The sequence below is a fragment of the Marinobacterium sp. MBR-109 genome (genome assembly GCF_040547565.1).
In the GTDB taxonomy this organism is placed as follows: Bacteria; Pseudomonadota; Gammaproteobacteria; order Pseudomonadales; family Balneatricaceae; genus Marinobacterium.
Window position 1 is genome coordinate 584,613 of record NZ_JBEPPZ010000001.1, and the last position, 24,516, is coordinate 609,128.

At 58.2% G+C, this 24,516-nt stretch carries 24 protein-coding genes and 1 pseudogene; 12 read left to right on the forward strand and 13 right to left on the reverse strand.

Translation table 11 applies throughout. From position 1 onward, the window contains the following. Window positions 1–32 precede the first annotated feature (32 nt). Entirely contained in the window at window positions 33–404 is a 372-nt protein-coding gene (locus ABIE60_RS02825) for a hypothetical protein (protein ID WP_354467582.1), read from the forward strand. Here the strand turns inward: ABIE60_RS02825 and ABIE60_RS02830 are convergent. The 3 genes from ABIE60_RS02830 to ABIE60_RS02840 all read right to left on the reverse strand — a co-directional run bounded on the left by ABIE60_RS02830 (window position 392) and on the right by ABIE60_RS02840 (window position 4,327). Further along, window positions 392–1,990 carry a hypothetical protein gene (locus tag ABIE60_RS02830; protein ID WP_354467584.1) on the reverse strand — a complete coding sequence of 533 codons (1,599 nt, stop codon included), beginning with the start codon at window positions 1,988–1,990 and terminating at the stop codon, window positions 392–394. The two genes, ABIE60_RS02825 and ABIE60_RS02830, sit on opposite strands and share 13 nt — an antisense overlap. Window positions 1,991–2,145: 155 nt before the next feature. Further along, window positions 2,146–3,372 carry an argininosuccinate synthase gene (locus tag ABIE60_RS02835; RefSeq protein ID WP_354467585.1) on the reverse strand — a complete coding sequence of 409 codons (1,227 nt, stop codon included), beginning with the start codon at window positions 3,370–3,372 and terminating at the stop codon, window positions 2,146–2,148. 112 nt (window positions 3,373–3,484) lie between these two features. Next, window positions 3,485–4,327 (reverse strand): flagellar protein MotY, encoded by an 843-nt coding sequence (locus ABIE60_RS02840; RefSeq protein WP_354467586.1) that lies wholly within the window; start codon window positions 4,325–4,327, stop codon window positions 3,485–3,487. A 180-nt stretch (window positions 4,328–4,507) separates the two neighbouring features. Between ABIE60_RS02840 and rnt the strand changes: the two genes are divergently transcribed. Further along, the gene (rnt, locus tag ABIE60_RS02845; protein WP_354467641.1) at window positions 4,508–5,128 is read left to right on the forward strand and encodes a ribonuclease T; all 621 of its coding nucleotides are present in this window, start codon (window positions 4,508–4,510) and stop codon (window positions 5,126–5,128) included. 75 nt (window positions 5,129–5,203) lie between these two features. On the opposite strand, the gene grxD is transcribed toward rnt, so the two are convergent. Further along, window positions 5,204–5,539 carry a Grx4 family monothiol glutaredoxin gene (gene grxD, locus ABIE60_RS02850; protein ID WP_354467588.1) on the reverse strand — a complete coding sequence of 112 codons (336 nt, stop codon included), beginning with the start codon at window positions 5,537–5,539 and terminating at the stop codon, window positions 5,204–5,206. Between the two features lie 270 nt (window positions 5,540–5,809). On the opposite strand from grxD, the gene ABIE60_RS02855 reads away from it, so the two are divergent. The 3 genes from ABIE60_RS02855 to ABIE60_RS02865 all read left to right on the forward strand — a co-directional run bounded on the left by ABIE60_RS02855 (window position 5,810) and on the right by ABIE60_RS02865 (window position 8,990). Continuing rightward, on the forward strand, window positions 5,810–7,009 hold the full coding sequence (locus tag ABIE60_RS02855; RefSeq protein WP_354467590.1) for an aspartate aminotransferase family protein: 1,200 nt from the start codon (window positions 5,810–5,812) through the stop codon (window positions 7,007–7,009). A 63-nt stretch (window positions 7,010–7,072) separates the two neighbouring features. Further along, a complete protein-coding gene (gene argF / locus ABIE60_RS02860; protein WP_354467591.1) occupies window positions 7,073–7,984 on the forward strand; it encodes an ornithine carbamoyltransferase in 912 nt (303 codons plus the stop codon). Window positions 7,985–8,075: 91 nt separating this feature from the next. Beyond that, window positions 8,076–8,990: a LysR family transcriptional regulator gene (locus tag ABIE60_RS02865; protein ID WP_354467592.1), complete on the forward strand. Its 915-nt coding sequence runs from the start codon at window positions 8,076–8,078 to the stop codon at window positions 8,988–8,990. 12 nt (window positions 8,991–9,002) lie between these two features. Here ABIE60_RS02865 and ABIE60_RS02870 read toward each other — a convergent pair whose 3' ends face one another. Together ABIE60_RS02870 and ABIE60_RS02875 are read right to left on the reverse strand one after the other, a co-directional pair. After that, window positions 9,003–10,073: a calcium/sodium antiporter gene (locus ABIE60_RS02870; RefSeq protein WP_354467594.1), complete on the reverse strand. Its 1,071-nt coding sequence runs from the start codon at window positions 10,071–10,073 to the stop codon at window positions 9,003–9,005. Between the two features lie 10 nt (window positions 10,074–10,083). Further along, a complete protein-coding gene (locus ABIE60_RS02875) occupies window positions 10,084–10,674 on the reverse strand; it encodes a SecDF P1 head subdomain-containing protein (protein WP_354467597.1) in 591 nt (196 codons plus the stop codon). 135 nt (window positions 10,675–10,809) lie between these two features. On the opposite strand from ABIE60_RS02875, the gene ABIE60_RS02880 reads away from it, so the two are divergent. Genes ABIE60_RS02880 through ABIE60_RS02890 form a run of 3 tightly spaced genes read left to right on the forward strand, consistent with a single transcriptional unit; the run spans window position 10,810 to window position 13,386 of the window. After that, a complete protein-coding gene (locus ABIE60_RS02880) occupies window positions 10,810–12,162 on the forward strand; it encodes a class II 3-deoxy-7-phosphoheptulonate synthase (protein ID WP_354467598.1) in 1,353 nt (450 codons plus the stop codon). Between the two features lie 2 nt (window positions 12,163–12,164). Continuing rightward, window positions 12,165–12,491 carry a YqcC family protein gene (locus ABIE60_RS02885; protein WP_354467600.1) on the forward strand — a complete coding sequence of 109 codons (327 nt, stop codon included), beginning with the start codon at window positions 12,165–12,167 and terminating at the stop codon, window positions 12,489–12,491. 19 nt (window positions 12,492–12,510) lie between these two features. Beyond that, entirely contained in the window at window positions 12,511–13,386 is an 876-nt protein-coding gene (locus tag ABIE60_RS02890; RefSeq protein WP_354467601.1) for a potassium channel family protein, read from the forward strand. 23 nt (window positions 13,387–13,409) lie between these two features. Here ABIE60_RS02890 and ABIE60_RS02895 read toward each other — a convergent pair whose 3' ends face one another. Both ABIE60_RS02895 and ABIE60_RS02900 read right to left on the reverse strand, forming a co-directional pair. Beyond that, entirely contained in the window at window positions 13,410–14,972 is a 1,563-nt protein-coding gene (locus tag ABIE60_RS02895) for a cation:proton antiporter domain-containing protein (RefSeq protein WP_354467603.1), read from the reverse strand. A 73-nt stretch (window positions 14,973–15,045) separates the two neighbouring features. Continuing rightward, window positions 15,046–16,749, reverse strand: coding sequence for a potassium/proton antiporter (locus ABIE60_RS02900; RefSeq protein WP_354467605.1), 1,704 nt, complete (start codon window positions 16,747–16,749; stop codon window positions 15,046–15,048). 177 nt (window positions 16,750–16,926) lie between these two features. Here ABIE60_RS02900 and ABIE60_RS02905 point away from each other — a divergent pair, with 177 nt between their 5' ends. Further along, window positions 16,927–18,000 (forward strand): DUF3549 family protein, encoded by a 1,074-nt coding sequence (locus ABIE60_RS02905; RefSeq protein ID WP_354467606.1) that lies wholly within the window; start codon window positions 16,927–16,929, stop codon window positions 17,998–18,000. A 16-nt stretch (window positions 18,001–18,016) separates the two neighbouring features. Here ABIE60_RS02905 and ABIE60_RS02910 read toward each other — a convergent pair whose 3' ends face one another. The 4 genes from ABIE60_RS02910 to purU all read right to left on the reverse strand — a co-directional run bounded on the left by ABIE60_RS02910 (window position 18,017) and on the right by purU (window position 20,982). Continuing rightward, entirely contained in the window at window positions 18,017–18,820 is an 804-nt protein-coding gene (locus ABIE60_RS02910; RefSeq protein ID WP_354467608.1) for a replication protein P, read from the reverse strand. Then, window positions 18,738–19,601, reverse strand: a complete 864-nt coding sequence (locus ABIE60_RS02915; protein WP_354467609.1) for a DnaT-like ssDNA-binding domain-containing protein — start codon at window positions 19,599–19,601, stop codon at window positions 18,738–18,740. Before ABIE60_RS02915 ends, ABIE60_RS02910 begins: the two co-directional genes overlap by 83 nt. Before the next feature lie 22 nt (window positions 19,602–19,623). Then, a complete protein-coding gene (locus ABIE60_RS02920; protein WP_354467610.1) occupies window positions 19,624–20,037 on the reverse strand; it encodes a CBS domain-containing protein in 414 nt (137 codons plus the stop codon). A gap of 90 nt (window positions 20,038–20,127) precedes the next feature. After that, entirely contained in the window at window positions 20,128–20,982 is an 855-nt protein-coding gene (gene purU / locus ABIE60_RS02925; protein ID WP_354467611.1) for a formyltetrahydrofolate deformylase, read from the reverse strand. 169 nt (window positions 20,983–21,151) lie between these two features. On the opposite strand from purU, the gene ABIE60_RS02930 reads away from it, so the two are divergent. Genes ABIE60_RS02930 through ABIE60_RS02940 form a run of 3 tightly spaced genes read left to right on the forward strand, consistent with a single transcriptional unit; the run spans window position 21,152 to window position 24,172 of the window. Further along, complete coding sequence (locus tag ABIE60_RS02930) at window positions 21,152–22,690, forward strand: thymidine phosphorylase family protein (protein WP_354467643.1); 1,539 nt, start codon at window positions 21,152–21,154, stop codon at window positions 22,688–22,690. Continuing rightward, window positions 22,687–23,583, forward strand: a complete 897-nt coding sequence (locus ABIE60_RS02935; RefSeq protein WP_354467613.1) for a ribose-phosphate pyrophosphokinase — start codon at window positions 22,687–22,689, stop codon at window positions 23,581–23,583. Before ABIE60_RS02930 ends, ABIE60_RS02935 begins: the two co-directional genes overlap by 4 nt. After that, on the forward strand, window positions 23,570–24,172 hold the full coding sequence (locus tag ABIE60_RS02940; RefSeq protein WP_354467615.1) for an alpha-ketoglutarate-dependent dioxygenase AlkB family protein: 603 nt from the start codon (window positions 23,570–23,572) through the stop codon (window positions 24,170–24,172). The genes ABIE60_RS02935 and ABIE60_RS02940 overlap by 14 nt, the downstream gene beginning before the upstream one ends. 38 nt (window positions 24,173–24,210) lie before the next feature. Here ABIE60_RS02940 and ABIE60_RS02945 read toward each other — a convergent pair. Continuing rightward, a pseudogene (locus ABIE60_RS02945) lies at window positions 24,211–24,516 on the reverse strand (IS1634 family transposase); the annotation flags it as partial.

Below are 24,516 nucleotides of genomic sequence, written 5' to 3' on the forward strand. Positions count from 1 at the left end.
ATCTGTACTCAGCTTAGATCAGGTTTATTAAAATGCTCTACGCACTCAGAGACGAGGCGGGCAACATCACCGCCCTGACCGATCGAAAGATCCCTGACGCCCACTCGGTCGATGCAGCCGACCCGGAAGTGCTGCAGTTCCTGTCATTGGACTCCTCGGCCTTTACGGCCAACGAGTTCCTTGAAGATTCGGATCTGTCCACTATCCGTATCCTGGAAGACTTGATTGACACCCTGATCGACCGCCAGGTAATACGTTTCACCGACCTGCCCGAGGCCGCCCAGCGCAAGCTGCTCAGCCGTAAGGTCGCACGCTCCATCGTCCACCCTGATGAATACGTGGCGGCAGATAAGGACGATATGGATGCAGAGATGTTTCTCAAGGACGAAGATCAGCTGTTCTGATCCTCCTGCCGCGACAGCAGCTGCACCTGAGCAGCCAGCCGTTCTGCCAGTGCCGTATGGCGCTGCTGCTGACGGTTGCTGAGCGCCGCATACTGAATGCCATAGAGCACATCATCACAGCGCCGGATCGATGCAACCAGATCCGGTGACTGCCCTCGCTTGATTAGCTCCAGCTCGGTCTGAACCAGATTCAAGCCAATACTGGGGTTGTCTGGCTGCGCCTGCTGGGCAAATGCAAAGGCGTCACGGGCCTGCTCAAGCTCCGCCTTGCGAAAGTGCATCATGCCCTTGAGATTGGCCCTGGCCCAATCGATATTGACCATTTTACGGGTCAACTCCTGACGCAATGCGGTTACACTGCGCGCGGCTTCTGACAACTCGAGCCCATCACTGAGCTGATCAATCCACTGCGCCTGATCGTCCAGCGGCAGCGCCAGAAACAGATCCAGCGCCGCCCTTGCTGCCTGTTCGGCCCGAGGCACATCACCACTTCGACGCAAAATATCCGACAGCAACAGCCGGGATTTGAACAGCGCCACCCGATCATGACCGAAATCGGATATGACCTGCTCCAGTACCTGAATTGCTTCGGCCTCGGACTCTGCAGCCTGTCCTCCCTGCTGCCCTTCGACACGATCACTGAGCGAGCGTGCCAGCGCAAAATAATAGTCCGGCAACTGAAAGGCTGAATAGCGGCCAAAGCGGATGGCGGCACGAAAGGAATCGGTTGCCAGCCGCCAGTCCTGCAACCGAGCCGCCACATTGCCGAGCTCTCCCTGCAGCACCGCAACCGAGGGCTGTAACAACACAGACTTGCGCAGCAGGGTCATCGACTGGCTCAGATCTCCGCGCAGACGATGCAGCCGCGCCAGCCAATTGAACGCATCAACACTGACCTGTTGCTGGTTGATCACTGCATTGAGGCAGTCGTAGGCCATATTGAAACGCCCTTCGCGGTAGGCAGCAACACCCGCCCCCACCCGCATCCAGTGCTGGTCTCTTGCTTCCAGCATGCGTTCAAACAGCGTCCGCGCTTCAGGGTAGCGCCCCAGCCGCAGCAGAATGATCCCCTTGAAACGCAACATGAAGATTTTCAGCGCCGGGAATTCCTGAATTTTCTGATCACAGAGTATCAGCGCTTCAAGCCACTTCTCATGATCCATCAGCTCATCCAGTGGCTTGAGAGACTGTTTCAAACGCAGCAGCTTCTCAATAACCTGGCGTAACTGAGCGCCGTTATAGGGCTTGTTGATGCAAAGATCGGGAGAATATTCGAGAGAACCGAACAGCAGCTCGGATGTTTCCGGGTCGGCCACCAGCACGAAACCGGTACCGTAGTGACGAATGCCTTCAGCCTGAGCCTCATGCATCACCTGCAGGCCACTTTTTTCGCCCTTGCCAAGGTCATACGCCATAAAGCATATGTCGACATTCTGCTCACGCAGAATCGACAGCGCCATATTGACGGATGAGGCTACCTCAATCTGCCCGAACCCCAGGCCGGTGAGCAGATCACGCAACGTCCGGAGGTCTTCCAGCTGTTTATCGAGGATCAGCACCTTTTTGCCTGAGAAAAGAGTATCCATAGGCCTACAGCAACCAAGACTACCGGAAAAATAGCATGAGGGCCTGACTGCAGGCAAAACCCTTTTCGGCACAGGGTCTTAGCGCACCGCAAAAACAAAGGGGCGATGCCGGCATATGCCGGCATCGCCCCTTGTGGATTTCTCTGTACAGGAAATCAGTCTTCAAGCAGGTTACGGCCCTTGCTGGCCGCAATGCGCATGCGCAACGCATTCAGCTTAATGAAGCCTTCCGCGTCCTTTTGATCGTAAGAACCTGCATCGTCCTCAAAGGTTGCGATGCTTTCGTCAAAAAGACTGTCATCAGAACGGCGACCTACGGCGCTGACACTGCCCTTGTACAGCTTGATACGCACTTCGCCATTCACGTTGCGCTGGCTGTAGTCGATCATCTGCTGCATCATCTTGCGTTCTTCAGACCACCAGAAACCGTTGTAGATGATCTCGGCGTAACGTGGCATCAACTCATCCTTCAAATGAGCCGCTTCACGGTCCAGGGTGATGGATTCAATGGCACGGTGCGCCTTCATCATGATGGTACCCCCCGGCGTCTCATAGCAGCCACGGGATTTCATGCCGACAAAGCGGTTTTCAACGATGTCGAGACGGCCAACACCGTTGGCACCACCCACCTTGTTCAGGTATTCCAGCACGGTTGCCGGGCTCATCTCCTTACCGTCGATAGCCACGATGTCGCCCTTGCGGTAGGTGAGTACCAGATAGGTCGGCTCATCCGGTGCCTGCTCGGGGCTCACGCTCCAGCGCCACATGTCTTCTTCGGCTTCCGCCCATGGATCTTCCAGGATGCCGCCCTCATAGGAAATATGCAGCAGATTGGCATCCATGGAGTAAGGCGACTTCTTTTTGTTCTTGCTGAAGTCCACCGGGATGTTACGCTCTTCGCAGTACGCCATCAGGGTTTCGCGGGAAGTCAGATCCCACTCACGCCAGGGTGCAATCACCTTGACACCCGGCTTCAGGGCGTAGGCCCCCAGCTCGAAACGGACCTGATCATTGCCCTTGCCGGTAGCACCATGGGAGATCGCATCAGCACCGGTTTCGTTGGCGATTTCGATCAGACGCTTGGCGATCAGCGGGCGCGCAATCGACGTGCCGAGCAGGTACTCGCCTTCGTAAATGGCATTGGCGCGGAACATCGGGAATACGAAGTCACGTACAAACTCTTCACGCAGGTCTTCAATGTAGATCTCTTTCACGCCCAGCGCTTCGGCCTTGGCACGTGCAGGCTCTACCTCTTCCCCCTGCCCCAGATCGGCAGTGAAGGTCACCACTTCGCAGTTGTAGGTATCCTGCAACCAGCGCACGATTACGGAGGTATCAAGCCCACCCGAATACGCCAGTACGACCTTATTGATATCGGACATGTTGCTGCTCCAGAAACTGAGTGTGCCGATCACCACGACCGGCACACGGAAACAAATCACTCGGCACAAAGGCGACTATCATACCAGAAAGCTCAAAAGCGCTGAACAGCCTCTACTCGCGCTCCAGTCGTATCGCCACACGCCGGTTCCGTGCCCGGTTTTCTGCCGTATTGTTGGGGACCACCGGATAGCGTTCACCGTGATAGCGAGTGGTGATCATCTCTTCCGAAACCCCTTGATTCACCAGATAACGCGTCACTTCCTCGGCGCGCCGCTTGGACAGGTCTCGGTTCAACAGCCGCCGACCGTAATTGTCAGAGTGACCATCGACATACACCGAATGCACGCTGTCATCGGTCTTGATATAGAGGGCGATGAGGTCCAGTCGCTCACGCGTTGCATCGGACAGCTGCCAGGCCGCAGAGGGGAACAGCAGTGCCGTGCGCGCCACCTGACGATAGTTCACCGGCAGCAGCGTATCGAGACAGCCCAGATAGTCATCATAGGCCGATTTGAAATTGGCTGCCGAAATGCCGATCTCCACCGGCTCGTCGCTCTGATACCAGCGTTCGCTGGAAAAGGTTGGAGTCATGCCTCGATGCAGTGCCACCAGCATCTGACTGGCCGCTTCGCTGCCCAGCTCCAGTACACCTGACTGCTGATTCACTTCCACTTCCGCAATACTGAACGGAGCCACTCCCGGCTGCCAGGGTGATGCCCGCGCCACCAGCATGGCAGACCCGCTTAACTGGAATGTTTGCGTGGGTTGAAGCCTGAAACGCAGCGGCTCACCGGCCTCATGCTCAAATACAGCTTGGCCAAACGCCGGCACAGACTGGCTCAGACGACAAAAAAAGCGCGAGGTTTCCATCTCCCACACGGACTGATCGATCGATGCCCGAAATACAACGGCCTGTGCCCATCCCGGCAACAACAGGAGCAATAGCAGGGCCATACAGGGGTATCTCAATTCGGTTTCTCCCGGCAATCAGATCAGTATTCAGCTATCGGCACCAGCCGCGGGCGCTTTAACCCTCATTTTGACGCCACTTCCCAGGCTGTTAGAATGCCTGCGGCCAATCACCTGTTGCAATAAGGACTTTCGTTGACTCAACGCAATTCAGCCCCTCATCCGATGGCAGATCGTTTTCGCGGTTTTCTGCCGGTCGTCATCGACGTTGAAACCGCCGGCTTCAATCCGCGCACCGATGCGCTGCTGGAAATTGCGGCCGTCACACTTACGATGGATGAAAACGGCTACCTGATGATCGATCAGAGCTACGACGCCAACGTGCGTCCGTTCCCGGGCGCCAACCTGGAACAGTCCGCACTGGACTTCACCGGAATTGACCCACACGATCCGGAGCGCAACGCCCTGCCCGAAGAGGAGGCACTGGAGCAGATTTTCAAGCCGATCCGAAAATCGATCAAGTCACATGGGTGCAAACGAGCCGTTCTTGTGGGTCACAACGCTTCGTTTGACCACAGCTTTGTTACCAATGCAGCCGATCGGGCCGGCATCAAGCGCAACCCCTTTCACCCGTTTTCCACCTTCGATACCGTCTCGCTGGCAGGACTGGCCTATGGCCAGACCGTTCTTGCAAAAGCCTGCAACATGGCCGGTATCGATTTCGACGGCAAGCAGGCACATTCCGCACTGTATGACACCATCAAGACAGCCGAGCTGTTCTGCGCAATTGTAAACAACTGGAAAGACATGGGCGGCTGGGACATGGTACTGGCCACCCGCGACTGAACCAAAAAGCCCGCACTCCGTGAGGACTGCGGGCTTTCCAGTCAGAACCGGGGCTGCCGATTCAACGCGGCGCGATCAGGCTTCTGCTGCGTCTGCATCCTTGGCCGCGGCCAGGATCAGCTCTTTCAGCTCGCCGCTTTCGGCCATCTCGCAAATGATGTCGCAACCACCCACCAGCTCACCATTGATCCACAGCTGCGGGAACGTCGGCCAGTTGGCATACTTGGGCAGCTCGGCACGGATATCCTGATTTTCGAGGATATTGACGAAGGCAAAGCGCTCACCACAGGACATGATGGCTTCAACCGCACGCGAAGAAAAACCACACTGCGGGAACCTCGGCGTACCTTTCATGTACAGCAGGATGGCATTGTTTTCGATCTGTTCTTTGATTGTGTCGACTACACTCATTTAAAAACACCTTTGGTTAACACTTGTAGGACTGTGCCGGTGAACAACAGTCTATCATATAACCCACCAAATCACTCAACTTAGCCATCACAACCCGGCGGAAATCTGTTTACTGTTTATCGAGGAAAGACCATACTTTTTCAAGTCGTTGGAGACCATTTTGTTACCTTGTGGCAGCAGGATTAAATTGCCAAACGCGGTAGCTACTCATAGAATGGTCGTTTTTTCGGCAGCTCTGGCTGCCTTTTTGCGTTGTAGGGAGAGTCCCCCATGGCCACGCAGCCACTGATGAATGTATTCAACCGGCTCTCAGTTGCCTTCGATCACGGCGAGGGTGCCTGGCTTTACGATACTGACGGTAACAAGTACCTGGACGCCCTTTGCGGCATCGCAGTCACGGGGCTTGGCCACGCACATCCGGCCATTACCCGCGCGATCAGTGAACAGGCTGCAAAGCTGATTCACTGCTCCAATATTTACACCATTCCACAGCAGACTGAACTGGCCGCAAAGCTGACTCGTATCTCCGGTATGGAAAACGCGTTCTTTGCCAACTCAGGTGCCGAAGCCAACGAAGCCGCCATCAAGCTGGCTCGCCGTTACGGCCACAACCGTGGCATCGACAATCCGGCCATCATCGTGATGGATCAGTCCTTCCACGGACGTACCCTGGCCACTCTGAGCGCCACCGGCAACCGCGCCACCCAGCAGGGCTTCGAGCCACTGGTCAGCGGTTTTGTGCGCGTTCCCTACGACGATGTTGAAGCGGTGCGTCAGGTTGCCCGCAACAACCCCAATGTAGTGGCGGTACTGGTTGAGCCCGTGCAGGGCGAAGGCGGCATTCACATTCCGGCCCCCGACTACCTGAACCAGCTGCGCGACATCTGTGACCAGCACCAGTGGCTGCTGATGCTGGACGAAGTTCAAACCGGCAATGGTCGTACCGGCACCTATTTCTGTTTCCAGCAGAACGGCATCCTGCCCGATGTGGTGACCACCGCCAAAGGCCTGGGCAACGGCTTCCCGATCGGCGTTTGTCTGGCACAGGGCATCGCCGCCGAGGTTCTGACGCCCGGTACTCACGGCACCACCTATGGCGGCAACCCGCTGGCCTGTGCTACCGGCATCGCCGTGGTCGACACCATTGAACAGGACAATCTGTGCGCCCGTGCCACTGAACTGGGTGAGCGCATCGTTAACGGCTTCCGTGCACAGCTTGGCCACAGCCGGCACGTGAAAGAGATACGCAACAAGGGCCTGATGATCGGCATCGAGTTGACCGAGGCCGGCTCTGAACTGGTCGTACTGGCCAAGGTAAAAGGCATACTGCTGAATGTGACCGGTGGCGGCAAGGTCGTGCGCCTGCTGCCCCCACTGATCATGAGTGACAGCGAAGCTGACCTGCTGGTCAGCACTGTATCGCAGCTGATCAAGGTATATACCGGTGAAGAGCGCGACAGCGCAGAGTGAGCAAGACCCCCTTTAACTGACCTCAGGAGCCGGCGGCTTCGGCCGCCGACTGACAACTGACCTATGAGTACACGACATTTTCTGACCCTGCTCGACATGACGCCGGAAGAGCTGCAACAGATCGTGCAGCGGGCCATCATCCTCAAGCAGATGCGCAATGCCGGTGAAACCTACGAGCCTTTGAAAAACAAGGTCATGGCGATGATCTTCGAGAAGGCATCCACCCGCACCCGCGTTTCCTTCGAGGCAGGCATGGCCCAGTTCGGCGGTCACGCCATGTTCCTGTCACCCCGGGATACCCAACTGGGCCGTGGCGAACCGGTTGAAGACAGCGCCCGCGTCATCTCCAGCATGGTCGATGTAGTGATGATCCGCACATTCAGCCACGAACTGGTTGAAACCTTCGCGCGTTACTCGCGGGTACCGGTTATCAACGCCCTGACCGACGACTATCACCCTTGCCAGCTGCTGGCCGATATGCAGACCTTCATCGAACAGCGCGGCTCCATCAAGGGAAAAACCGTGGCTTGGGTCGGCGATGGCAACAACATGTGCAACTCCTATATCAACGCGGCACGCCAGTTCGATTTCCACTTGAACATTGCCTGCCCGGAAGAGTTTGCCCCCAACGCGGACCTGGTCACCCGCAACAGTGACCGGGTGAGCGTGTTTGAAAGCCCAGAGCTGGCTGTCAAAGGCGCTCACCTTGTCGTAACTGATGTTTGGGCATCCATGGGGCAGGAAGCGGAACAGCGCGAGCGTGTGCGCGAGTTCCGTGGTTACCAGGTCAGCCCCGCGCTGATGGACCTGGCTGCCCCTGACGCCCTGTTCATGCACTGCCTGCCCGCTCACCGTGGTGAAGAGGTCAGTGAAGACATGCTTGATGACCCGCGCTCAGTGGTATTTGAAGAAGCCGAAAACCGCCTTCACGCCCAGAAAGCGCTGCTCGAGTTTCTGCTGGTCAACCACAAGTGATCCTCCGGCAGCCCGACAGGGCTGCCCTTACCTCGCCAGACCTCCACATTCGATACTATACTGGCTGTGATTCTGATTACGGGAACCGGGCATGATCGAGATACGTCATCTTAAAACACTGACCGCGCTGCGCGACGCCGGCAGTCTGGTCGAGGCCGCCGAACGGATTCACCTGACCCAGTCTGCACTCTCCCATCAGATCAAGGATCTGGAGGAGCGGCTCAACTGCTCCCTGTTTATCCGCAAGACCCGACCGATCTGCTTTACCAGCGCAGGCCAGCGCTTGCTGACATTGGCTGACGAGCTGCTGCCGATGGTGCGCAGTGCCGAGCGTGACATCATGCGCCTGGCCGGCGGTGAAACCGGACGGTTGAACATCTGCATCGAGTGCCACAGCTGCTTTGACTGGCTGATGCCTACCATTGACCATTTCCGCCAACACTGGCCCGAAGTGGAACTGGATCTGTCTACCGGTTTCAGCTTTCAGCCATTGCCGGCACTGGCGCGGGGTGACCTGGATCTGGTGATCACTTCCGATCCGGAAGAGCGCAGTGGGATTCACTACGTCCCCCTGTTCAGCTATGAGTCCGTACTCGTCATGGGACGCCAGCACCGACTGGTGGCAAGACGCCACATACAGCCTCAGGACCTGGCTCAGGAAACCCTGATCACCTACCCGGTTGAACAGGATCGACTGGATGTTTTTTCGCGCTTTCTCGACCCGGCCGATGTGGAGCCCGCCGAGATTCGTACCGCCGAGCTGACCGTGATGATTATGCAGTTGGTCGCCAGCGGTCGTGGTGTGGCCGCGCTGCCCAACTGGGCGGCGCATGAGTACCTGGAACGCGAATACATCGCCGCCCGCCCATTGGGTGAAAAAGGACTCTGGTGCACGCTCTATGCCGCCATGCGCGAGGACCAGAAAGATGCCGACTTCATGGTCGACTTCCTCAATACCGCTCGCGATGTAACCTTCCGCAATCTCAATGGCGTCCGCTCGGCCTGATTCGTATCTGACTCAGGACGGGCTGCCCGCCCCGCCTCGCTCCAGTTTCCAGATCATCACCACAACCATAACAACCAGTAACGGAACGCCTACACCCAGACCCCACTGCAACTGCGGCAGATACTCGGCAGAAGTGGCCAGCGCGATGCTGTACCAGAGATAGCTGAGGTAGAGCAGCAGCAACAGCACACCTTCGCGCCGACACAGACGCGCTCCGCTCAAACACAACGGCAGACACAGCAACGATACGCCCAGCATTACCGGCAGATCCAACAAGCGCATCTGAGCACCCGCGGTCAGCGCTTCTGGCGCAAACAGACCCGAAAGACCGATCACACAGAGAATATTGAAAATATTGCTGCCCACCACATTACCGATGGCGATATCGCGCTGACCTCGAAACGTTGCCATCACCGATGTCATCACCTCGGGCAGCGAGGTACCTGCCGCCACAATAGTCAGCCCGATGATCGCTTCACTCAGCCCCAGTGCCGTAGCCAGCTCCACCGCGCTGGATACCAGCCAGCGAGCACCCATCACCAGCAGCACCAGACCTGCCAGCACCAGCACCAGATTGCGCCAGGCGGGCTGTGGAGTTTCTACCAACTCAGCCAGATCCGCATCAGTTGCATCGGCACCATCCTTGAGCCCCTGCCTGAGAAGCCATACCGTATACCCCACGAGCCCCAGGCACAGTAAACCTGCCTCTACGGCACCTATGCTGCCGTTCCAGGCCATCAACAGCGCAACCAGCGCCACCAGTGCCATGATCGGCAGATCACGCCGCAGCAGCGTGCGCGAAACCGCCAGCGGTGCCACCAGTGCCGACAGCCCGAGAATAAACAGGATGTTGAAGGTGTTGCTGCCAACCGCATTGGCCAGTGCCAGCTCGGATTGCCCGGACCAGGCCGACTTGACGCTCACCGCCAGTTCCGGCGCACTGGTGCCGAACGCCACTACCGTCAGGCCGACCACCAGCGCCGGTATCCCCAGCCCCAGGGCCAGTCTGGCCGCACCACGCACCAGCAGCTCGGCCCCCACGACCAGCAGCACCAGCCCTGCCATCAATTCCACTGCGATCATCGTTGCCTCCCTAAGGCATCTGCGCCAACTGTTGCCGAATTTCGTCCGCGCTCGGGCGCAGCTGTACCTCGCCACGGTGCACCCGCCGCTGCGCCAGCCAATACAACAAAGGTGCGGCGATGAACACCGATGAACTGGTGCCGATCACCACGCCGAACAGCATCGGCTGGGCAGAGCTGGCCACCGCACTGCCCCCGGCCAGCGCCATGGGCAACAGCGTCAGCACTGTCGTAATGGATGTATACACCGTGCGCGCCAGCGTGGCGGCGATGCTCTCGTTGAGCAGCGTCAGCAACGGCTTGTCCGGTGTAGCACGCAGACTTTCACGCACTCGGTCAAACACCACCACTTTATCATTGACCGAATAGCCGATCAGCGCCAGCATGAACTCAACCACCAGTACGAAGCCGATCAGGCCGGTTGTCAGGCCCATATTGATGGTTTCTCGCCCCAGATCAGGACCAACCGAGCGCTCCTCGATCACCTCCAGGGGCACCGGCAACGCCCCGGCTCTGAGCAACAGGGCCAGCTGTCCGGCCTCCTGCGAAGTAAAGTCACCACTGATCTCGCCACTGCCACTGGCGATGACGCTGCAGATCACCGGTGCCGTCAGCCAACGTCAATCCACCGCCACATCCTGTTCGAAGTCAGCCAGTTCTGCTGCTGAGGCTGCTGATTGCACATATTTGCGGTAATATCTGGACTCTTGTTAATTTGTTTTTCAGTGAGAGCGAACATGGAACCCTGGACACCCGAAAGCTGGCGCAGCAAACCGATCAAGCAGCACCCGACCTACCCTGATCAGGCCGCCCTGTATCAGGTCGAGCGCACGCTGAGCGAGTACCCGCCACTGGTGTTTGCCGGGGAGATCCGCTCTCTGACTCAGGACCTGGCTCAGGTATCGGAAGGCAGGGCATTCCTGCTGCAAGGCGGTGACTGCGCCGAGAGCTTCACCGAGTTCAACGCCAACAAAATCCGCGACACCTTCAAAGTGCTGCTGCAGATGGCGGTTGTCATGACCTTTGCCGGCAGCTGCCCAGTGGTGAAGATCGGCCGCATGGCCGGTCAGTTTGCCAAGCCGCGCTCGGCCGATACCGAAACCATCAACGGTATCGAACTGCCCAGCTACCGTGGCGACATCATCAACGGTATCGACTTCACGGCCGATGCGCGCACGCCTGACCCACAGCGCCTGCTGTCGGCCTACCACCAGTCCTCGGCCACACTGAACCTGCTGCGGGCATTCGCAACCGGTGGCTTTGCCGACCTGCACAAGGTCCACCAGTGGACTCAGGGCTTTGTGCAGCAGAGCCCCCAGGGCGAGAAATATCAGCACCTGGCTGATCAGATCGACCAGACACTGGCGTTCATCGAAGCCTGTGGCATCAGCTCGGCCAACACCCCGCAACTGAAGGAAACCAGCCTGTACACCTCGCACGAGGCATTGCTGCTGGGGTACGAGCAAGCACTGACCCGCCAGGACAGCCTGACCGGTGACTGGTATGACTGCTCCGCGCACATGCTCTGGATCGGTGACCGTACCCGCCAGCCGGATCACGCTCATGTGGAGTTCCTGCGCGGCGTGCGCAACCCGGTCGGCATCAAGGTGGGGCCAAGCACTCAGGTGGATGACCTTTTGCGCCTGCTGGATATTCTCAACCCGAGCCAGATTCCGGGCCGCATTACCCTGATTGCCCGCATGGGTGCAGACAAGATCACCGAGCTGCTGCCGCCGCTGGTACGTGCGGTGAAGGCCAGCGGCCACCATGTAGTGTGGAGCTCCGACCCGATGCACGGCAACACCATCAAGGCCTCCAGCGGCTACAAGACCCGCAGCGTAAATTCGATTCTGGCCGAGATGAAAGGCTTCTTTGAAGTGCACAACGCCGAAGGCACCCACGCCGGTGGCGTCCACTTCGAGATGACCGGCAACGATGTCACCGAATGCATAGGTGGCGCCTACCAGATCACCGAAGAGGGGCTGGGCGACCGTTACCATACACAGTGCGACCCGCGCCTCAATGCTGATCAGTCGCTGGAGCTGGCATTCCTCATTGCCGACACCCTCAAGGCCGCACGCAAGGAGTAAGCATGCATCGCACCGAACAGGTATCTGTCCTGTTGCTGAAGATCAGAACCGAAATGGAGGTGCTGGAGCTCTGGCAGTCCAGCCCTCCGTCTGCAGAAGCCTTGGCCAGCACCCAACCCTTCTGCGTCGACACCCTGCACTTCACCGAGTGGCTGCAGTGGCTGCTGATACCGCGGCTGCAGGAGATGATCCGTCAGGAACTCCCTCTGCCCCAAAGCAGCCAGATTCAGCCCATGGCAGAGGAGGTGTTCAAGCAGGTACAGGCAGACACAGACCGCCTGCTTGAACTGATCGAGCAGCTGGACGCCCAGCTGTCAGTTCATCATTGACAGCAAAATGTGAGCAGTAATGGCCTTCAAACGACATAACAAACTTATGCTCAGGCTCGGCTTCGGCGGCGTCAGTCAGCATGAGAATACTCGCGCGCGTATCTGGGGCAAGCGGCTTGAATGGCCCATGTTGCTGCTTGCGCTCTGGATACTTGTGGACTGGTACATGCGAGCTGACGGCCTTGGCTCAGAACTGTCCCACCGCGTGACTGACTGGGTTATCTGGCTTGGCTTCGTGGCCGAGTTGAGCATCATGCTGCTGGTTGTGGATGACCGCTGGCGCTATCTTAGACACAACTGGATGAGCCTGGTTATTATTCTGGGCGGGCTGCCCGCACTGTGGGGAGTCCACAGCTTTTACGCCGGCGCCATTCGTAGCCTGCGCCTGCTGGTGATGCTCGGCATATTGTTCAAGGTGTCTCATGACCTGCGTTCGATTTTGGCCAGACATAACCTCGGCACGACTCTGCTGGTCTGTTTCGTTTTTCTGGTTATTTCCGGTTTTATCATTGCGGCCCTGGACCCTGCATTTGAAACACCATTGGATGGCATCTGGTGGGCCTGGGTGAGCATGACAACCGTCGGCTATGGCGATCTTGTACCAACAACCAACGAAGGACGGCTATTTGGCGCCTTTCTGATTCTGCTCGGCATCTGCATGTTTTCACTCCTGACAGCCAGTTTCTCGGTGTTCTTCATCGAAAAGGATGAAGGCCAGATTGCCGAGCGGGAGCGCCAGAACCTTAACCGGATCACACATCTGGAAAATCGACTGGAAAATATTGAAACCCAGCTGGAAAAAATGCTGCGCCTGCTCGAGCGAAGAAACTCCGAGTTGGACAGGGACGCACAGAGGCGTGACATCCCCCCCGGGGACAAGGAATCAAACTCCTGAGCCGAACGGATATCCCTGTCGGCTCAAATCACTTCCTGCTGCTTGCGCGCACCTACGCTGAAAATATGTTCGGCCAGACCCACACCGGTTTCAGCCATGGTCTGATAGGTATGGTCAGCACCGGCCCGCGTGATGGCATCAGCGTGGTCGGCAAACATGCTGTGCGCCACAATCACGCCTTCGAAGCCGGACTGTCGCAACTGACGTGCCGCAATCACCTTGGCCTCCACATCATTGGCAGCCAGTATCACATACTCCAGCTCAGGCGCTTCAAGGTTCTTCCAGAGCTGAATATCTTCGGCATCGGCAAACACCACATTGCGTCCGCTGTGCTGATGATCGGCCACCTTGGCCGGATCCGAATCAAGCCCCACCATGGCAATATTGCGTTTCTTAAGGTGATCGTAGGCGGCCGTGCCGGTACGCCCCATACCGATCACCAGTATGCGCGCATCACCCAGCGACAGCGGCTGCTCGTCCGGATGAAAGCCCTTGCGCTCGAAACGCGACAGCCAGTCACCGAAACGATCGTACAGAGGATGCGCCATACGATACAACGGCGCTGATACCAGAAACGAAACCGATACCGCAATTGCCAGCGGAATCAGCCACTGCGGCAGTACAATACTGGCCACGATCAGGCCGAATTCACTGTAGTTGGTCAGGCTCAAACCGGACAGGAAGGCGCTGCGTGCCCGCAGTTTGAACATCAGCAGCAGGAAGAAGAACAGAATCCCTTTCAGCGGCAACAGCACGCCCATCACCACCGCGAACACAATCGCATCCATGTCCGGCAGACCACCCATACCGATCTGCAGGAAGAAGCCCACCAGAAACACTTCCTTGATGCTCCAGAGCGACTGAGACAATTCCCCGGCTCGCTTGTGGTTGGCCAGCAGCGCACCGAACGCCAGTGCACCCAGCTCAGAGCTGAGGCCGATACTTTCAAAGCCATGCCCACCCACCACCAGCGCCAGCAGCAACCCCAGCAACACCAGCAGTTCATCATGTCCGCTGACATCAAGCACTTTGTACAGAATCGGTCGCAGAAGCGGTATGCCAAATACCACCAGCGCCCACATGGAAGGCGTTTTGCCGCTGGCCAGCGCCAGTACCAGCAATGCCAACAAGTCCTGCACAATCAGAATACCGATCGCCACCCGGCCGTGAAAGGCACGCAGCTCGCGCTTGGACTCCAGTACCTTGGCGGCCAGTACCGTGCTGGAAAAGGAGAGTGCAATCCCCAGCATCAGGGAGGTGTACCAGTCCAGCTCCATAAAAAAATGTATGCCGGGCATGAAAAGCAAAATTGAGATGACAAAGTGCAGCACGCCTCCGCCAATCACCTCGGGGCGCACCAGATTACGGACCTTGAGCTTCAACCCCACCGTAAACAGCAGCAGCAGAACACCCAGATGGGCCAGATGCTCAAGTACATCGGTGCCCTCAACGGGAATACCCGCGATATCACCTGCGGCCACAATGGCAAAGCCCGCCGCCAGATAACCGATCAGCGGCGGCAACCCCACCAGCTTGACCGCCATTCCCAACGAAAAGGCAAAGATAATCCAGACAGCTTCGATCACGCGTTACTCTCCTTTGTCATTCAGTGCGCGGGGGCATTAAACCATGTCAGCCAAGAGGTGTCAGCGATCAGGATCAGAACTTCAGACCGACGCGTGTAACCTGACCCGCCTCAACCGCCTTGACTACCAGTTCAATGGCGCCCAGGGGCACTCGGTCCCCCACAACCGGGGCCGTGTGAAGCCGCAAGCGGATATAGTCTGACAGGTTCTGGTCCATCTGTTCCTGCGGCACGCTCACGCCAAAATTCTGTGCCAGTGCCGCAAGCTCAACATTGGCATTGAGCTCAAAGGCGCCGAAGAAGGTACGTTCCTTCAACGCCGGGATTGATTCGACGGAACTGAACAGACGCGCCAGTGGTTTTTCCGCTTCGTCATTGCCGATCACCGCCAGCCGATCACCGGACTGCAGCTTGAGTTCAGACGTCCAGGGCAGGAGTTCACGGCCCCGCAGGACCGCACTGATCACGATGTTGTCCGGCAGTTTGACCCCTTTCAGGGTTCTGGCCGGTGTCCAGTGTTCACCATCAAGCTCAAACACCCAGACCCTATGGTTCTGTTCCACTGACCACTCCAGACTCAGGCGGCGCATCGCTTCAGGCTCGGCTGGCAGTTCAAGTTTCAGCCAGCGTGCTGCTCGCGCCAGCGTGGTCCCCTGCAGCAGCAACGACATGATCACCACAATAAAGGCGATGGTGGGGAACAGCGCCGCATTATCCAGACCCGCCATCAACGGAAACAGCGCCAGTACAATCGGCACGGCCCCGCGCAGACCCACCCAGGCGATGAACAGTTGCTCACGCCAACGAAAGCCGAACGGCCAGAGCGTCAGTGCGATGGACAGGGGCCTGGCCAGCAGGATCAACACGGCACCCAGCGCAATGCCTTCGGGCACGAAGATCAGTTTGTCATGCGGTGACAGCAGCAACCCCAGCATCAGGAACAGGCTCAGCTGGGCCAGCCAGGCCAACCCATCATGCACCTGCAGGATGTCATCCAGCTTGCGCAATCCGCGGTTGCCGATCAGGATACCCATCAGGTAAATGGCAAGGAAGCCACTGCCATCGAGCAGATAGACCACCGAAAAGACCGTCAGCCCGGCAGCGGTCACCAACAGCGGATAAAAGGCTGGTTGCAAGTCCAGCCATGGCAACAGCCGCGCCATGACCCAACCGCCGGCCAGTCCACCCAGCGCCCCCAGCGCCAGCTGTTTACCCAGCAGCAGCGCGGCTTCAGCTACCCCCGGCGGAGTCTCCCGCGTGATCAATTCCAGCAGGATGATGGTCAGGAAGATCGCCATCGGATCGTTGCTGCCCGACTCGATCTCAAGGGTTGCACTGACACGCTGATTCAGACGCAGGCCGTGATTCTGCAGCAACGCAAATACAGCGGCAGCATCGGTTGACGAGATGATGGTGCCGATCAGCAGCGCATGCAGCAGTGGCAATTCGAGAATCCACCAGGCTGCCAGCCCGGTCACGGCAGCCGTGATAACAACCCCGAAGGTGGCCAGCGCCAAAGCAGGCCGCAGCCCGACCCGGAACGTCTCGATACGGGTACGCATGCCACCATCCAGCAAAATGATCGCCAGCGCCAGGTGACCGACAAAAAACGTGCTTTCCACATCCGCCGACAGGTTTTGCCCCACCTGAGTCTGACCGGCCAGCAGTCCAACACCCAAAAACAGTAACAGCACCGGCATGCCGATACGGTTGGAAAGCGGGCTCAGGAGGATGCTGATCAGCAGCATCGCGCTGGCAAACAGAAGCGTGAGGATCATCGTACGGAATAGCCTTTATCCATATTAAGTCGGAATTTTATCACAAGCGTGACTTAACAAACGCTGGCTGGTGCAACATGCTCTGTTTCCACAAACGGGACAGACCCTGTTGATCTGCATTTGCGCGCCTCAGCTGGTAAAATGGCTGCCCGACCAACGCCAAGCTGTGTGAGCGCCATGCCTGCCAATACTGAAACTGCTCTGCCCGACTCAATCACTGAACTACTGCGTGCCAGCGGTGCCGCCCTTCGGGTATTTGATATGGGACGTCGAATCAGCAAATTAAGCCAGGACCAGTTTCGCCGCATTGAAGACTCTCAGCTGGCCTACCCGACGCCGTTTCAGCACCTTGCCTGGCTGGCGCTGCTGATCTGGAATCCGAAACGCAAACAGGAAAATGCGGTCTGGTTTCTGCGTTTGCCCCTGGACGAACAGGGGTTGATAGCACCTGCCGCCCGAGATGACCTGCTCAAGCGCCTGATCCAGAACGTAATCAACAGCAAAAATGGCCAGCTGGATGAAGATGCACTGAAGGACAATCCGTACTCTTTCACCCCGGACCAGAGTCGCATGGCCGCCTTCCATGCCCTGGCCGCTCGCGAAATGCAGTCACCGGCCTCACCGCACTATGAGCGTACCCAGGCCTGGTTCAGCGACCGGCTGCCTCTTGATGCGTGGCAGACACTCGCCTATCAGGGGTTGGCCGACTTCATTATGCGTCTGGATCAGGATGACAACGACCAGGCACTCAAACAACGTCTGCCCGCAATGCCAGCGTCCGTTCTGGAAGCCCTCTGCCCACTGCTGGAACACATCAAACCCGGCGCAGGCCTGCAGGCTGAACTGGAGCAGTTGCTGCAGGCATCTTTAATGGAAACGGACAGTAACCGTGTTGCCGCCCTGTGCCGGGCACTGTCCAACATTACGGACGAATCAGCCAAGCAGCGTCTAATGCTCGATGTGCTGGCGACTCCGCATGCGCTGGAACCGGAAGTGATTACGGTGGTTGCCACCCGCTGTGACAGTGCACTGATGGCACCTGAAGTTCTGCAGGTATTTCTGGAACGGCTGGCGGAAGGTAAGGCTGGTCAGGTCGGATTCAGCCGCATTCTGGCGGAGCTGATGTTCATGCCGGTACACAGAGCCCTGATTTTGCACGCGTTTCGCAACCCGGAACGCAGTGAGTGCTTGAGTCAGGCAATCGGGGAAATGTTCGGTCAGAGTTTTGCCACACCAACCGAAACACATTGAGCAGAAGTGGGGTGATTCAGTGCGCCTCATCCGGCAAGGTGATACCGGCCGCGCGCTGATCCAACTTCTGCTGTGACTGTTGCTGCATCCGCTGACGAATTTTGCTGCCGCGAGGCAGGGTCAGGTAATACAGCAGTGTTGCGCCCTCTTCCGGTTCCAGATCATGCTCGGCCGTGAAGCGCTGAATAAAGTCGGCGACCGTATTGGCCTGCTTGTTTTCAATCGCCACCGGTACCGGCTGCTCCAGCGACTCACCCTCGCGCACACGCCGGCACATCACATCATACTGATAGCTGAAAGCCGGCAGCACCTGCCGCTCCTCTTCACTGCGCAGCCTGAACCAGCCGGTCTCACGGCCGGCATGATACACCGCCGGATGACTCCACGGATGTTCAAGTGGATGCTCGGCGTGCATGCAGGCCTCGATATAGGCATCGCGCATGCCCGGCAGGCCATGATCACCGCTAATCTCTCGCAGCAGGGCCAGAAACTCCGAGATGGTCGGCATCCAGGCCAGGGTTTCCTTGCAGCGATTGACGGCGGCAACCAGTTCCGACTCGCCATAGCCGCGCAGACTCAGTGCCCACTCGCGCTTGGCGATGCGCAGCTCATCTTCGGTTTCAAAACAGCTTTTGAACTTGTGCCCATAGATCGCCATGAAACGGGCGAATATCATGTTCACCAGTGTTTTGGTTTCGGCGCTGATCGGCTGGGCCTTAGCCTGCTCGCGTGCGTCGTTACCAGTCGGTGTCCTTGATGTCCATGATGGCTGCGGTAATCCGTTTGCGCTTTTCCCGAGAATCCCGGCGGGTGTTTTCATCACTGCCCCCTGTTACGACTGACTGGCGTTCCTGTTCATAGCGCTGTTCCCGTGCATCACGCGTCTGCTTCTTGACCCATTCGCGTTTGACCCAGGCCAGAAATTTCTGATCCCAATTGCTTTCCTTGCGATCCTTGTCGAGCCAATACAATACAAACTCGTCCAGGCAGCCGCTGGCAAATTCCGCCGGAATCGAGTGACGCGGAAGCATGGCGTGAAACATGTCAGAGGGCTCCCAGCCCAGAAACATGGACTGCAGCTGCTGGTTGCGCTCTTCCGCCTGCTCAAAGATCGCCTGCAACTCATCCTTGTGACGGCGCCAGCCGATGCTGCCGCCAAAGGTGGGAGCAGGCCCCTTGCGCTGCATCATGGTCTCGCGCCGCGCGGGTCTTGGTGGTGGTGCATCATACACCGGCAACTGTTGTACAGCGGGCGGGGCCGGCTGGCCACTTTCGGTACGAACTTCAGGCTCAGGCGCACTTACCTGCTGCGGCAGCAGCCGCAGCCGTACGCTGCCCCCCTGACTAAGATTGGCCTGCAGGCAACCCTGCCGCTCCAGGCTTTCAGTGGCCGTGCGCAGCCGCTCTTCGCTCCAGAAACCGGCAAGCTGCAGCCAGCGGCTGTGGGGCAGAATACACTCCACGCAGCCATCATCCGCCTTCATGCCCGCCAAGCGACCATAGTCGGTATAAATGTACAGCAGTAACGCCTCGTCACTGCCAAGGCGATGCGCCAAAGAGGGATAAAACAGCAGTGGCGCTTCCGGCAGCCAGTCACTCATGGTTGATGTCTCTCGGTTTCACTCAACCATCCTTGGCAAATTCTTCCACGGCACGCAGCACATCACGCCGGCTGATCTGGCCAACCAGTTTGCCGGCCTTGACCACCGGCAGGCGTCGCCGCCCCTTGGTAATGAACTGATGCGCTACAGCGGTCAGGTCGGCGTCATGAGCAACCGTGTCAACGTTTCGGGTCATGTAGTCAGCCACATGACCACCACTGCCCATCTCTTCTTCATGGTAGGTCTGGCTCAGAATTGCCTTGAGGCAATCCAGTTCCGACAGCATGCCCAGCAGACACCCATCAACATCCACTACAGGTGCGCCGGATATACCATATTCCTGCATCGCACGGATCGCATCGAACAGGTGGGTTTCCGGACCAAATGAGATCAGGCGAGTGGCCATGTAATCCTGTGCTTTAACTGATCTGAGCATGTTGAGGCTCCTTATCTCGACTTGCCAGGTAGCGTACGGCAGCCTGTCTGTTGTTAATACTAGTTCAGACCCTGAACGGCAACCATCGGTTCAGGAGAACACAACCGTCTTGTTGCCATGGACCAGCACCCGATCTTCCAGGTGCCAGCGCAGCCCTCGTGCCAGCACGGTCTTTTCGACATCACGCCCCAGCCGCACCATATCTTCCGGCAGGTCACGATGGCTGATACGGGTTACGTCCTGGTCGATGATCGGACCCGCATCCAGATCCTGGGTGACATAGTGACAGGTTGCGCCGATCAGTTTTACCCCGCGCTCATGGGCCTGATGATAGGGCTTGGCCCCGGCAAAGGATGGCAGAAAACTGTGGTGAATATTGATGATCCGGTGCGGGTAACGGTCGCACAGGTCTGGCGGCAGAATCTGCATATAGCGCGCCAGCACCACTGCATCGGCTTCGTAATCATTGATCAGCCGGTTTACTTCAGCAAAGTGAGGGGCCTTGTCTGCCGGATCGACCGGTACATGGTGGTAGGGGATGCCGTGCCACTCCACCATGCTGCGCAGATCATCGTGGTTGGAGATCACGCAGGGAATCTCGCAGAACAGCTCCTTGCTGTGGAAGCGGTAGAGCAGATCCGCCAGGCAGTGGGACTCGCGACTGGCCATTAGTACTACACGCTTGGGACGGGACGAGTCGTTGATCTCCCAGTCCATCTGAAAAGAAGCCGCGATCGGTGCGAATGCCTCCTGCAGCTGCTCAAGCGTAAACGGCAGTGTGGCCGCGCTGATCTCAACCCGCATGAAGAAGCGACCGGTGACCGGATCGGAGTGCTGGTTGGCATCCGCGATGGAGCCACCATGACTGGAGATGAAGTTACTGACCATCGCAACGATGCCCACCCGGTCCGGGCAGGAAAGAACCAAACGGTAACGGCGTTCCATAGATGTGCTCTAATCCTGATAGATCCAAAGTCGAATCAAGCATTCTAACAGCAGCGCCCTCCTCTCGACAGCATCTCGACCCGGAGCGAGGCGTAAAGCCGAATATCCGCAATTGCTGCAGTTGGGTTACACTGAGCCAAAGGCTGTAACCGATCGGAGATCCGCAATGATGATGCTGACCCCTGAGCGCATGGCGCCCCTCAAGGCTCGCCGGCTCGGAATTGATACCCACCACGAGCCAACCCTCTACCTGCCGGCCCAGAGCCACGTCTGTCGCTCGGAAGGGTTTGAAAGCCTGTCACGCGTACTGGTTACCACTCATCAGAACCAGCACCTGATTGCCTCACTCAACATCATCACCAGCGACCTGATCAGTGAGGAGGAGGTCGGCTTTTCAGAGTCGGCCTGGCAGCGCCTGCGACTGGAACAGAACGACCCCATCTGGCTGTCGCATCCCAAGCCGGTGCAGTCGCTCTCCTATGTCCGTGCCAAGGTGTATGGTCATGAGCTGACTGATCTGCAGTTCCAGAGCATCATCAACGATATCGTCGATGGCCGTTATGCCGATGTACATCTGGCCGCGTTCATTACCGCATGCGGCGATGACAGCTTGAACGATAACGAGATCACTTCACTGACTCAGGCGATGGTCAAGTCAGGCAGTACCGTGGACTGGAAGCTCCCCATGGTGGTGGACAAGCATTGCGTGGGCGGCCTGCCCGGCAATCGTACCACCCCGATTGTGGTCTCGATTCTGACCGCCTGCGGCCTGACCGTCCCCAAAACCTCATCCCGCGCCATCACTTCACCGGCCGGAACGGCCGACACCATGGAAACACTGACCGAGGTAAGCCTGACACTGGAGCAGATGCGTCAGGTGGTCGGGGCCGAAGGTGGCTGCCTGGCATGGGGCGGCTCCATGCGACTGAGCCCGGCCGATGACATGCTGATTCAGGTCGAGCGAGCACTGGATATCGACAGCGAGGGTCAGTTGATTGCGTCGGTACTGTCGAAAAAAATTGCAGCAGGCGCAACCCATGTACTGATCGACATTCCGGTTGGCCCAACCGCCAAGGTGCGCAGCCAGGAAGCCGCCGAGCGCCTCGGGGAAAGCTTCCGAGTCGTGGCCGAAAATCTGGGCCTGACCCTGAAGATTCTTTTCACCGACGGCTCTCAGCCGGTCGGGCGCGGTATCGGCCCTGCGCTGGAAGCACACGACCTGCTGGCGGTGATGCAGAATCATCCCGGTGCCCCAGCCGATCTGCGTGACCGTGCCGCGCGGGTCGCGGGGGCCATGCTGGCGATGGTTAAAGGGATCAGTGTTGAAGAGGGTGTTGCTCTGGCCGAGGAAACCCTCAACAACGGCAGTGCCTGGGCCAAGTTTCGTGCCATCTGCCTCGCTCAGGGCGGTCTGAAGGTGCCGCCTGTGGCGCCCTACCGCTACGCCATGGTGGCAGAGCGTGACGGCATTGTTGAGCGGATCGACAACCGCATTCTGGCCAAGATTGCCAAGCTTGCCGGGGCTCCGGCCGATCCAGCCGCGGGGGTTGAGATCTGCGCCAAACTCGGCGACCGGGTTGCCTGTCAGGATGTATTGATGATGATCCACGCCGAAAATGCCGGCGAACTCAACTATGCGGTAGAGTATCTGAACGATCATCTGGAAGTGATCGAACTGACCGATTCAAGCGAGGAAGCCTGCGCATGAGTATTCTGCTGTTCAACCCTGATTCAGACCCGGCACTGGCATCACAACTGACTCGACTGCTGGATGCACAGGCAGGGGTACTGGAGCAGCGCCGTTTCCCCGACGGCGAAAGCTACCTGCGGGTACACACCGAATGCAAGAGGCGCCGCTGCGTCATTCTGTGCAACCTGTTTCACCCTGACGAGCGTCTGCTGCGGTTGCTGTTTCTGGCAGATACGCTGCGCGAGATGGGAGCCACCGAAGTGGGCCTGATCACCCCCTACCTTGCCTACATGCGACAGGACAAGCGCTTCAAGCCGGGCGAGTGTGTCAGCTCCCGCCCCTTTGCGCGACTGCTGTCCGAGGCCTTCGATTACCTCGTGACCGTGGACCCGCACCTGCACCGCTATCACTCACTGGACGAGATCTATACCATCCCGTCCCGCGTGGTTCAGGCCGCCCCACTGATTGCACACTGGATCGGCCAGCATATCCGTGACCCTTTGCTGATCGGCCCGGACAGCGAAAGCGAACAGTGGGTGTCCCATGTCGCGAGCCTTGCAGGCGTACCGTTCCAGATTCTGCAGAAAGAGCGCCGTGGCGACTATGATGTCAGCATCTCGCTGCCGGATCTGGAGCAGGGTCAGCAATGCACCCCGGTACTGGTGGACGATATCATTTCCAGCGGTCGTACCATGCTGGAAACCCTGAGCCACCTGCAGTCTGCCGGCCTGCCCAGAGCGACCATCATCGGCGTACACGGCATCTTTGCCGGCGACGCCTATACTCGCCTGACTCAGGTTGCCGATGTGGTCACGACCGCCTGCATCCCGCACCTGAGCAACCAGATCGATATCGCCCCCCCCATTGCCGAGGCCGTGCGTGAGCTGATGCAACAACGTGACACCGACTGAACTGTCACTGCCGGACGCCGAGTTGCGCTATCGCCCGGGCTTCCTTGAGCGCGGGGAAGCCGACACTCTGCTGCAACTGCTGCAGCAACGGGTGAACTGGCGTCAGGATCGGATCCGGCTGTTTGGCCGCGAGCATCTGATTCCGCGCCTGCAGGCATTCCAGTCCGACCCCGGCATTCATTACACCTATTCGGGGCTGCGTCTGGCCGGCAGCGATTGGCTACCCGCTCTGCGGCCACTGAAACAGCGGCTGGAGTCAGTGTGTGGCCAGCCGTTCAACGCCCTACTGCTGAACCTCTACCGCGATGGTCAGGATGCCATGGGCTGGCATGCAGACAACGAGCCCGAACTTGGCCCCAACCCTCTGATCGCATCCGTCAGTCTGGGTGCCGAGCGTCGCTTCAGGCTGCGCCACAACACCCATCGCGAGACTCACACTCTAATACTGGAGCACGGTTCGCTGCTGCTGATGGCCGGCCCTACCCAGCACCACTGGCAGCATTGCCTGCCACGCAGCCGGCGCTGCCATGAACCGCGCATCAACCTGACCTTTCGCCTGATCCCCCATTTTCGACAGTTAGCGTTATAAGTTATTGATTCGTATAGACAGCACTGCAAAATGCTCCACTACACGATCAGGTTATCGGTGCCAACGCTGGGTTTTTCGATACTAAGGGCCTTGAAGATATCCAGCTGCTCCCGGCTCATGCTGGACACGCCTGTCACGGTGCTGCCACCGAGGGTGGCTTGGTGATATTGGATACGCCGTAACTGCTCCAGTGCCCTCATGGGCGAGTGTTCGGAGCCTGCTGCCTTTAAGCGCATCCGCATCACGCGCTGCAGAACCAAAGCGATAAAGCAGATCATGGCATGGGCTCTGATCCGCTCAGGCAGCCGGTGGTATACCGGGCCGATTTCGATATCCGATTTCAG

Coding starts and splice junctions, on each gene's coding strand:
- ABIE60_RS02905 (WP_354467606.1), top strand. CDS start 16,927: ATGCCTGCCAATACTGAAACTGCTCTGCCCGACTCAATCACTGAACTA.
- ABIE60_RS02935 (WP_354467613.1), top strand. CDS start 22,687: ATGAGTATTCTGCTGTTCAACCCTGATTCAGACCCGGCACTGGCATCA.
- ABIE60_RS02910 (WP_354467608.1), bottom strand. CDS start 18,820: ATGAAAACACCCGCCGGGATTCTCGGGAAAAGCGCAAACGGATTACCG.
- ABIE60_RS02890 (WP_354467601.1), top strand. CDS start 12,511: ATGGCCTTCAAACGACATAACAAACTTATGCTCAGGCTCGGCTTCGGC.
- ABIE60_RS02920 (WP_354467610.1), bottom strand. CDS start 20,037: ATGCTCAGATCAGTTAAAGCACAGGATTACATGGCCACTCGCCTGATC.
- grxD (WP_354467588.1), bottom strand. CDS start 5,539: ATGAGTGTAGTCGACACAATCAAAGAACAGATCGAAAACAATGCCATC.
- ABIE60_RS02840 (WP_354467586.1), bottom strand. CDS start 4,327: ATGGCCCTGCTATTGCTCCTGTTGTTGCCGGGATGGGCACAGGCCGTT.
- ABIE60_RS02865 (WP_354467592.1), top strand. CDS start 8,076: ATGATCGAGATACGTCATCTTAAAACACTGACCGCGCTGCGCGACGCC.
- rnt (WP_354467641.1), top strand. CDS start 4,508: ATGGCAGATCGTTTTCGCGGTTTTCTGCCGGTCGTCATCGACGTTGAA.
- ABIE60_RS02930 (WP_354467643.1), top strand. CDS start 21,152: ATGATGCTGACCCCTGAGCGCATGGCGCCCCTCAAGGCTCGCCGGCTC.
- ABIE60_RS02885 (WP_354467600.1), top strand. CDS start 12,165: ATGCATCGCACCGAACAGGTATCTGTCCTGTTGCTGAAGATCAGAACC.
- ABIE60_RS02870 (WP_354467594.1), bottom strand. CDS start 10,073: ATGATCGCAGTGGAATTGATGGCAGGGCTGGTGCTGCTGGTCGTGGGG.
- ABIE60_RS02915 (WP_354467609.1), bottom strand. CDS start 19,601: ATGAGTGACTGGCTGCCGGAAGCGCCACTGCTGTTTTATCCCTCTTTG.
- ABIE60_RS02855 (WP_354467590.1), top strand. CDS start 5,810: ATGGCCACGCAGCCACTGATGAATGTATTCAACCGGCTCTCAGTTGCC.
- purU (WP_354467611.1), bottom strand. CDS start 20,982: ATGGAACGCCGTTACCGTTTGGTTCTTTCCTGCCCGGACCGGGTGGGC.
- ABIE60_RS02825 (WP_354467582.1), top strand. CDS start 33: ATGCTCTACGCACTCAGAGACGAGGCGGGCAACATCACCGCCCTGACC.
- ABIE60_RS02830 (WP_354467584.1), bottom strand. CDS start 1,990: ATGGATACTCTTTTCTCAGGCAAAAAGGTGCTGATCCTCGATAAACAG.
- argF (WP_354467591.1), top strand. CDS start 7,073: ATGAGTACACGACATTTTCTGACCCTGCTCGACATGACGCCGGAAGAG.
- ABIE60_RS02900 (WP_354467605.1), bottom strand. CDS start 16,749: ATGATCCTCACGCTTCTGTTTGCCAGCGCGATGCTGCTGATCAGCATC.
- ABIE60_RS02880 (WP_354467598.1), top strand. CDS start 10,810: ATGGAACCCTGGACACCCGAAAGCTGGCGCAGCAAACCGATCAAGCAG.
- ABIE60_RS02835 (WP_354467585.1), bottom strand. CDS start 3,372: ATGTCCGATATCAATAAGGTCGTACTGGCGTATTCGGGTGGGCTTGAT.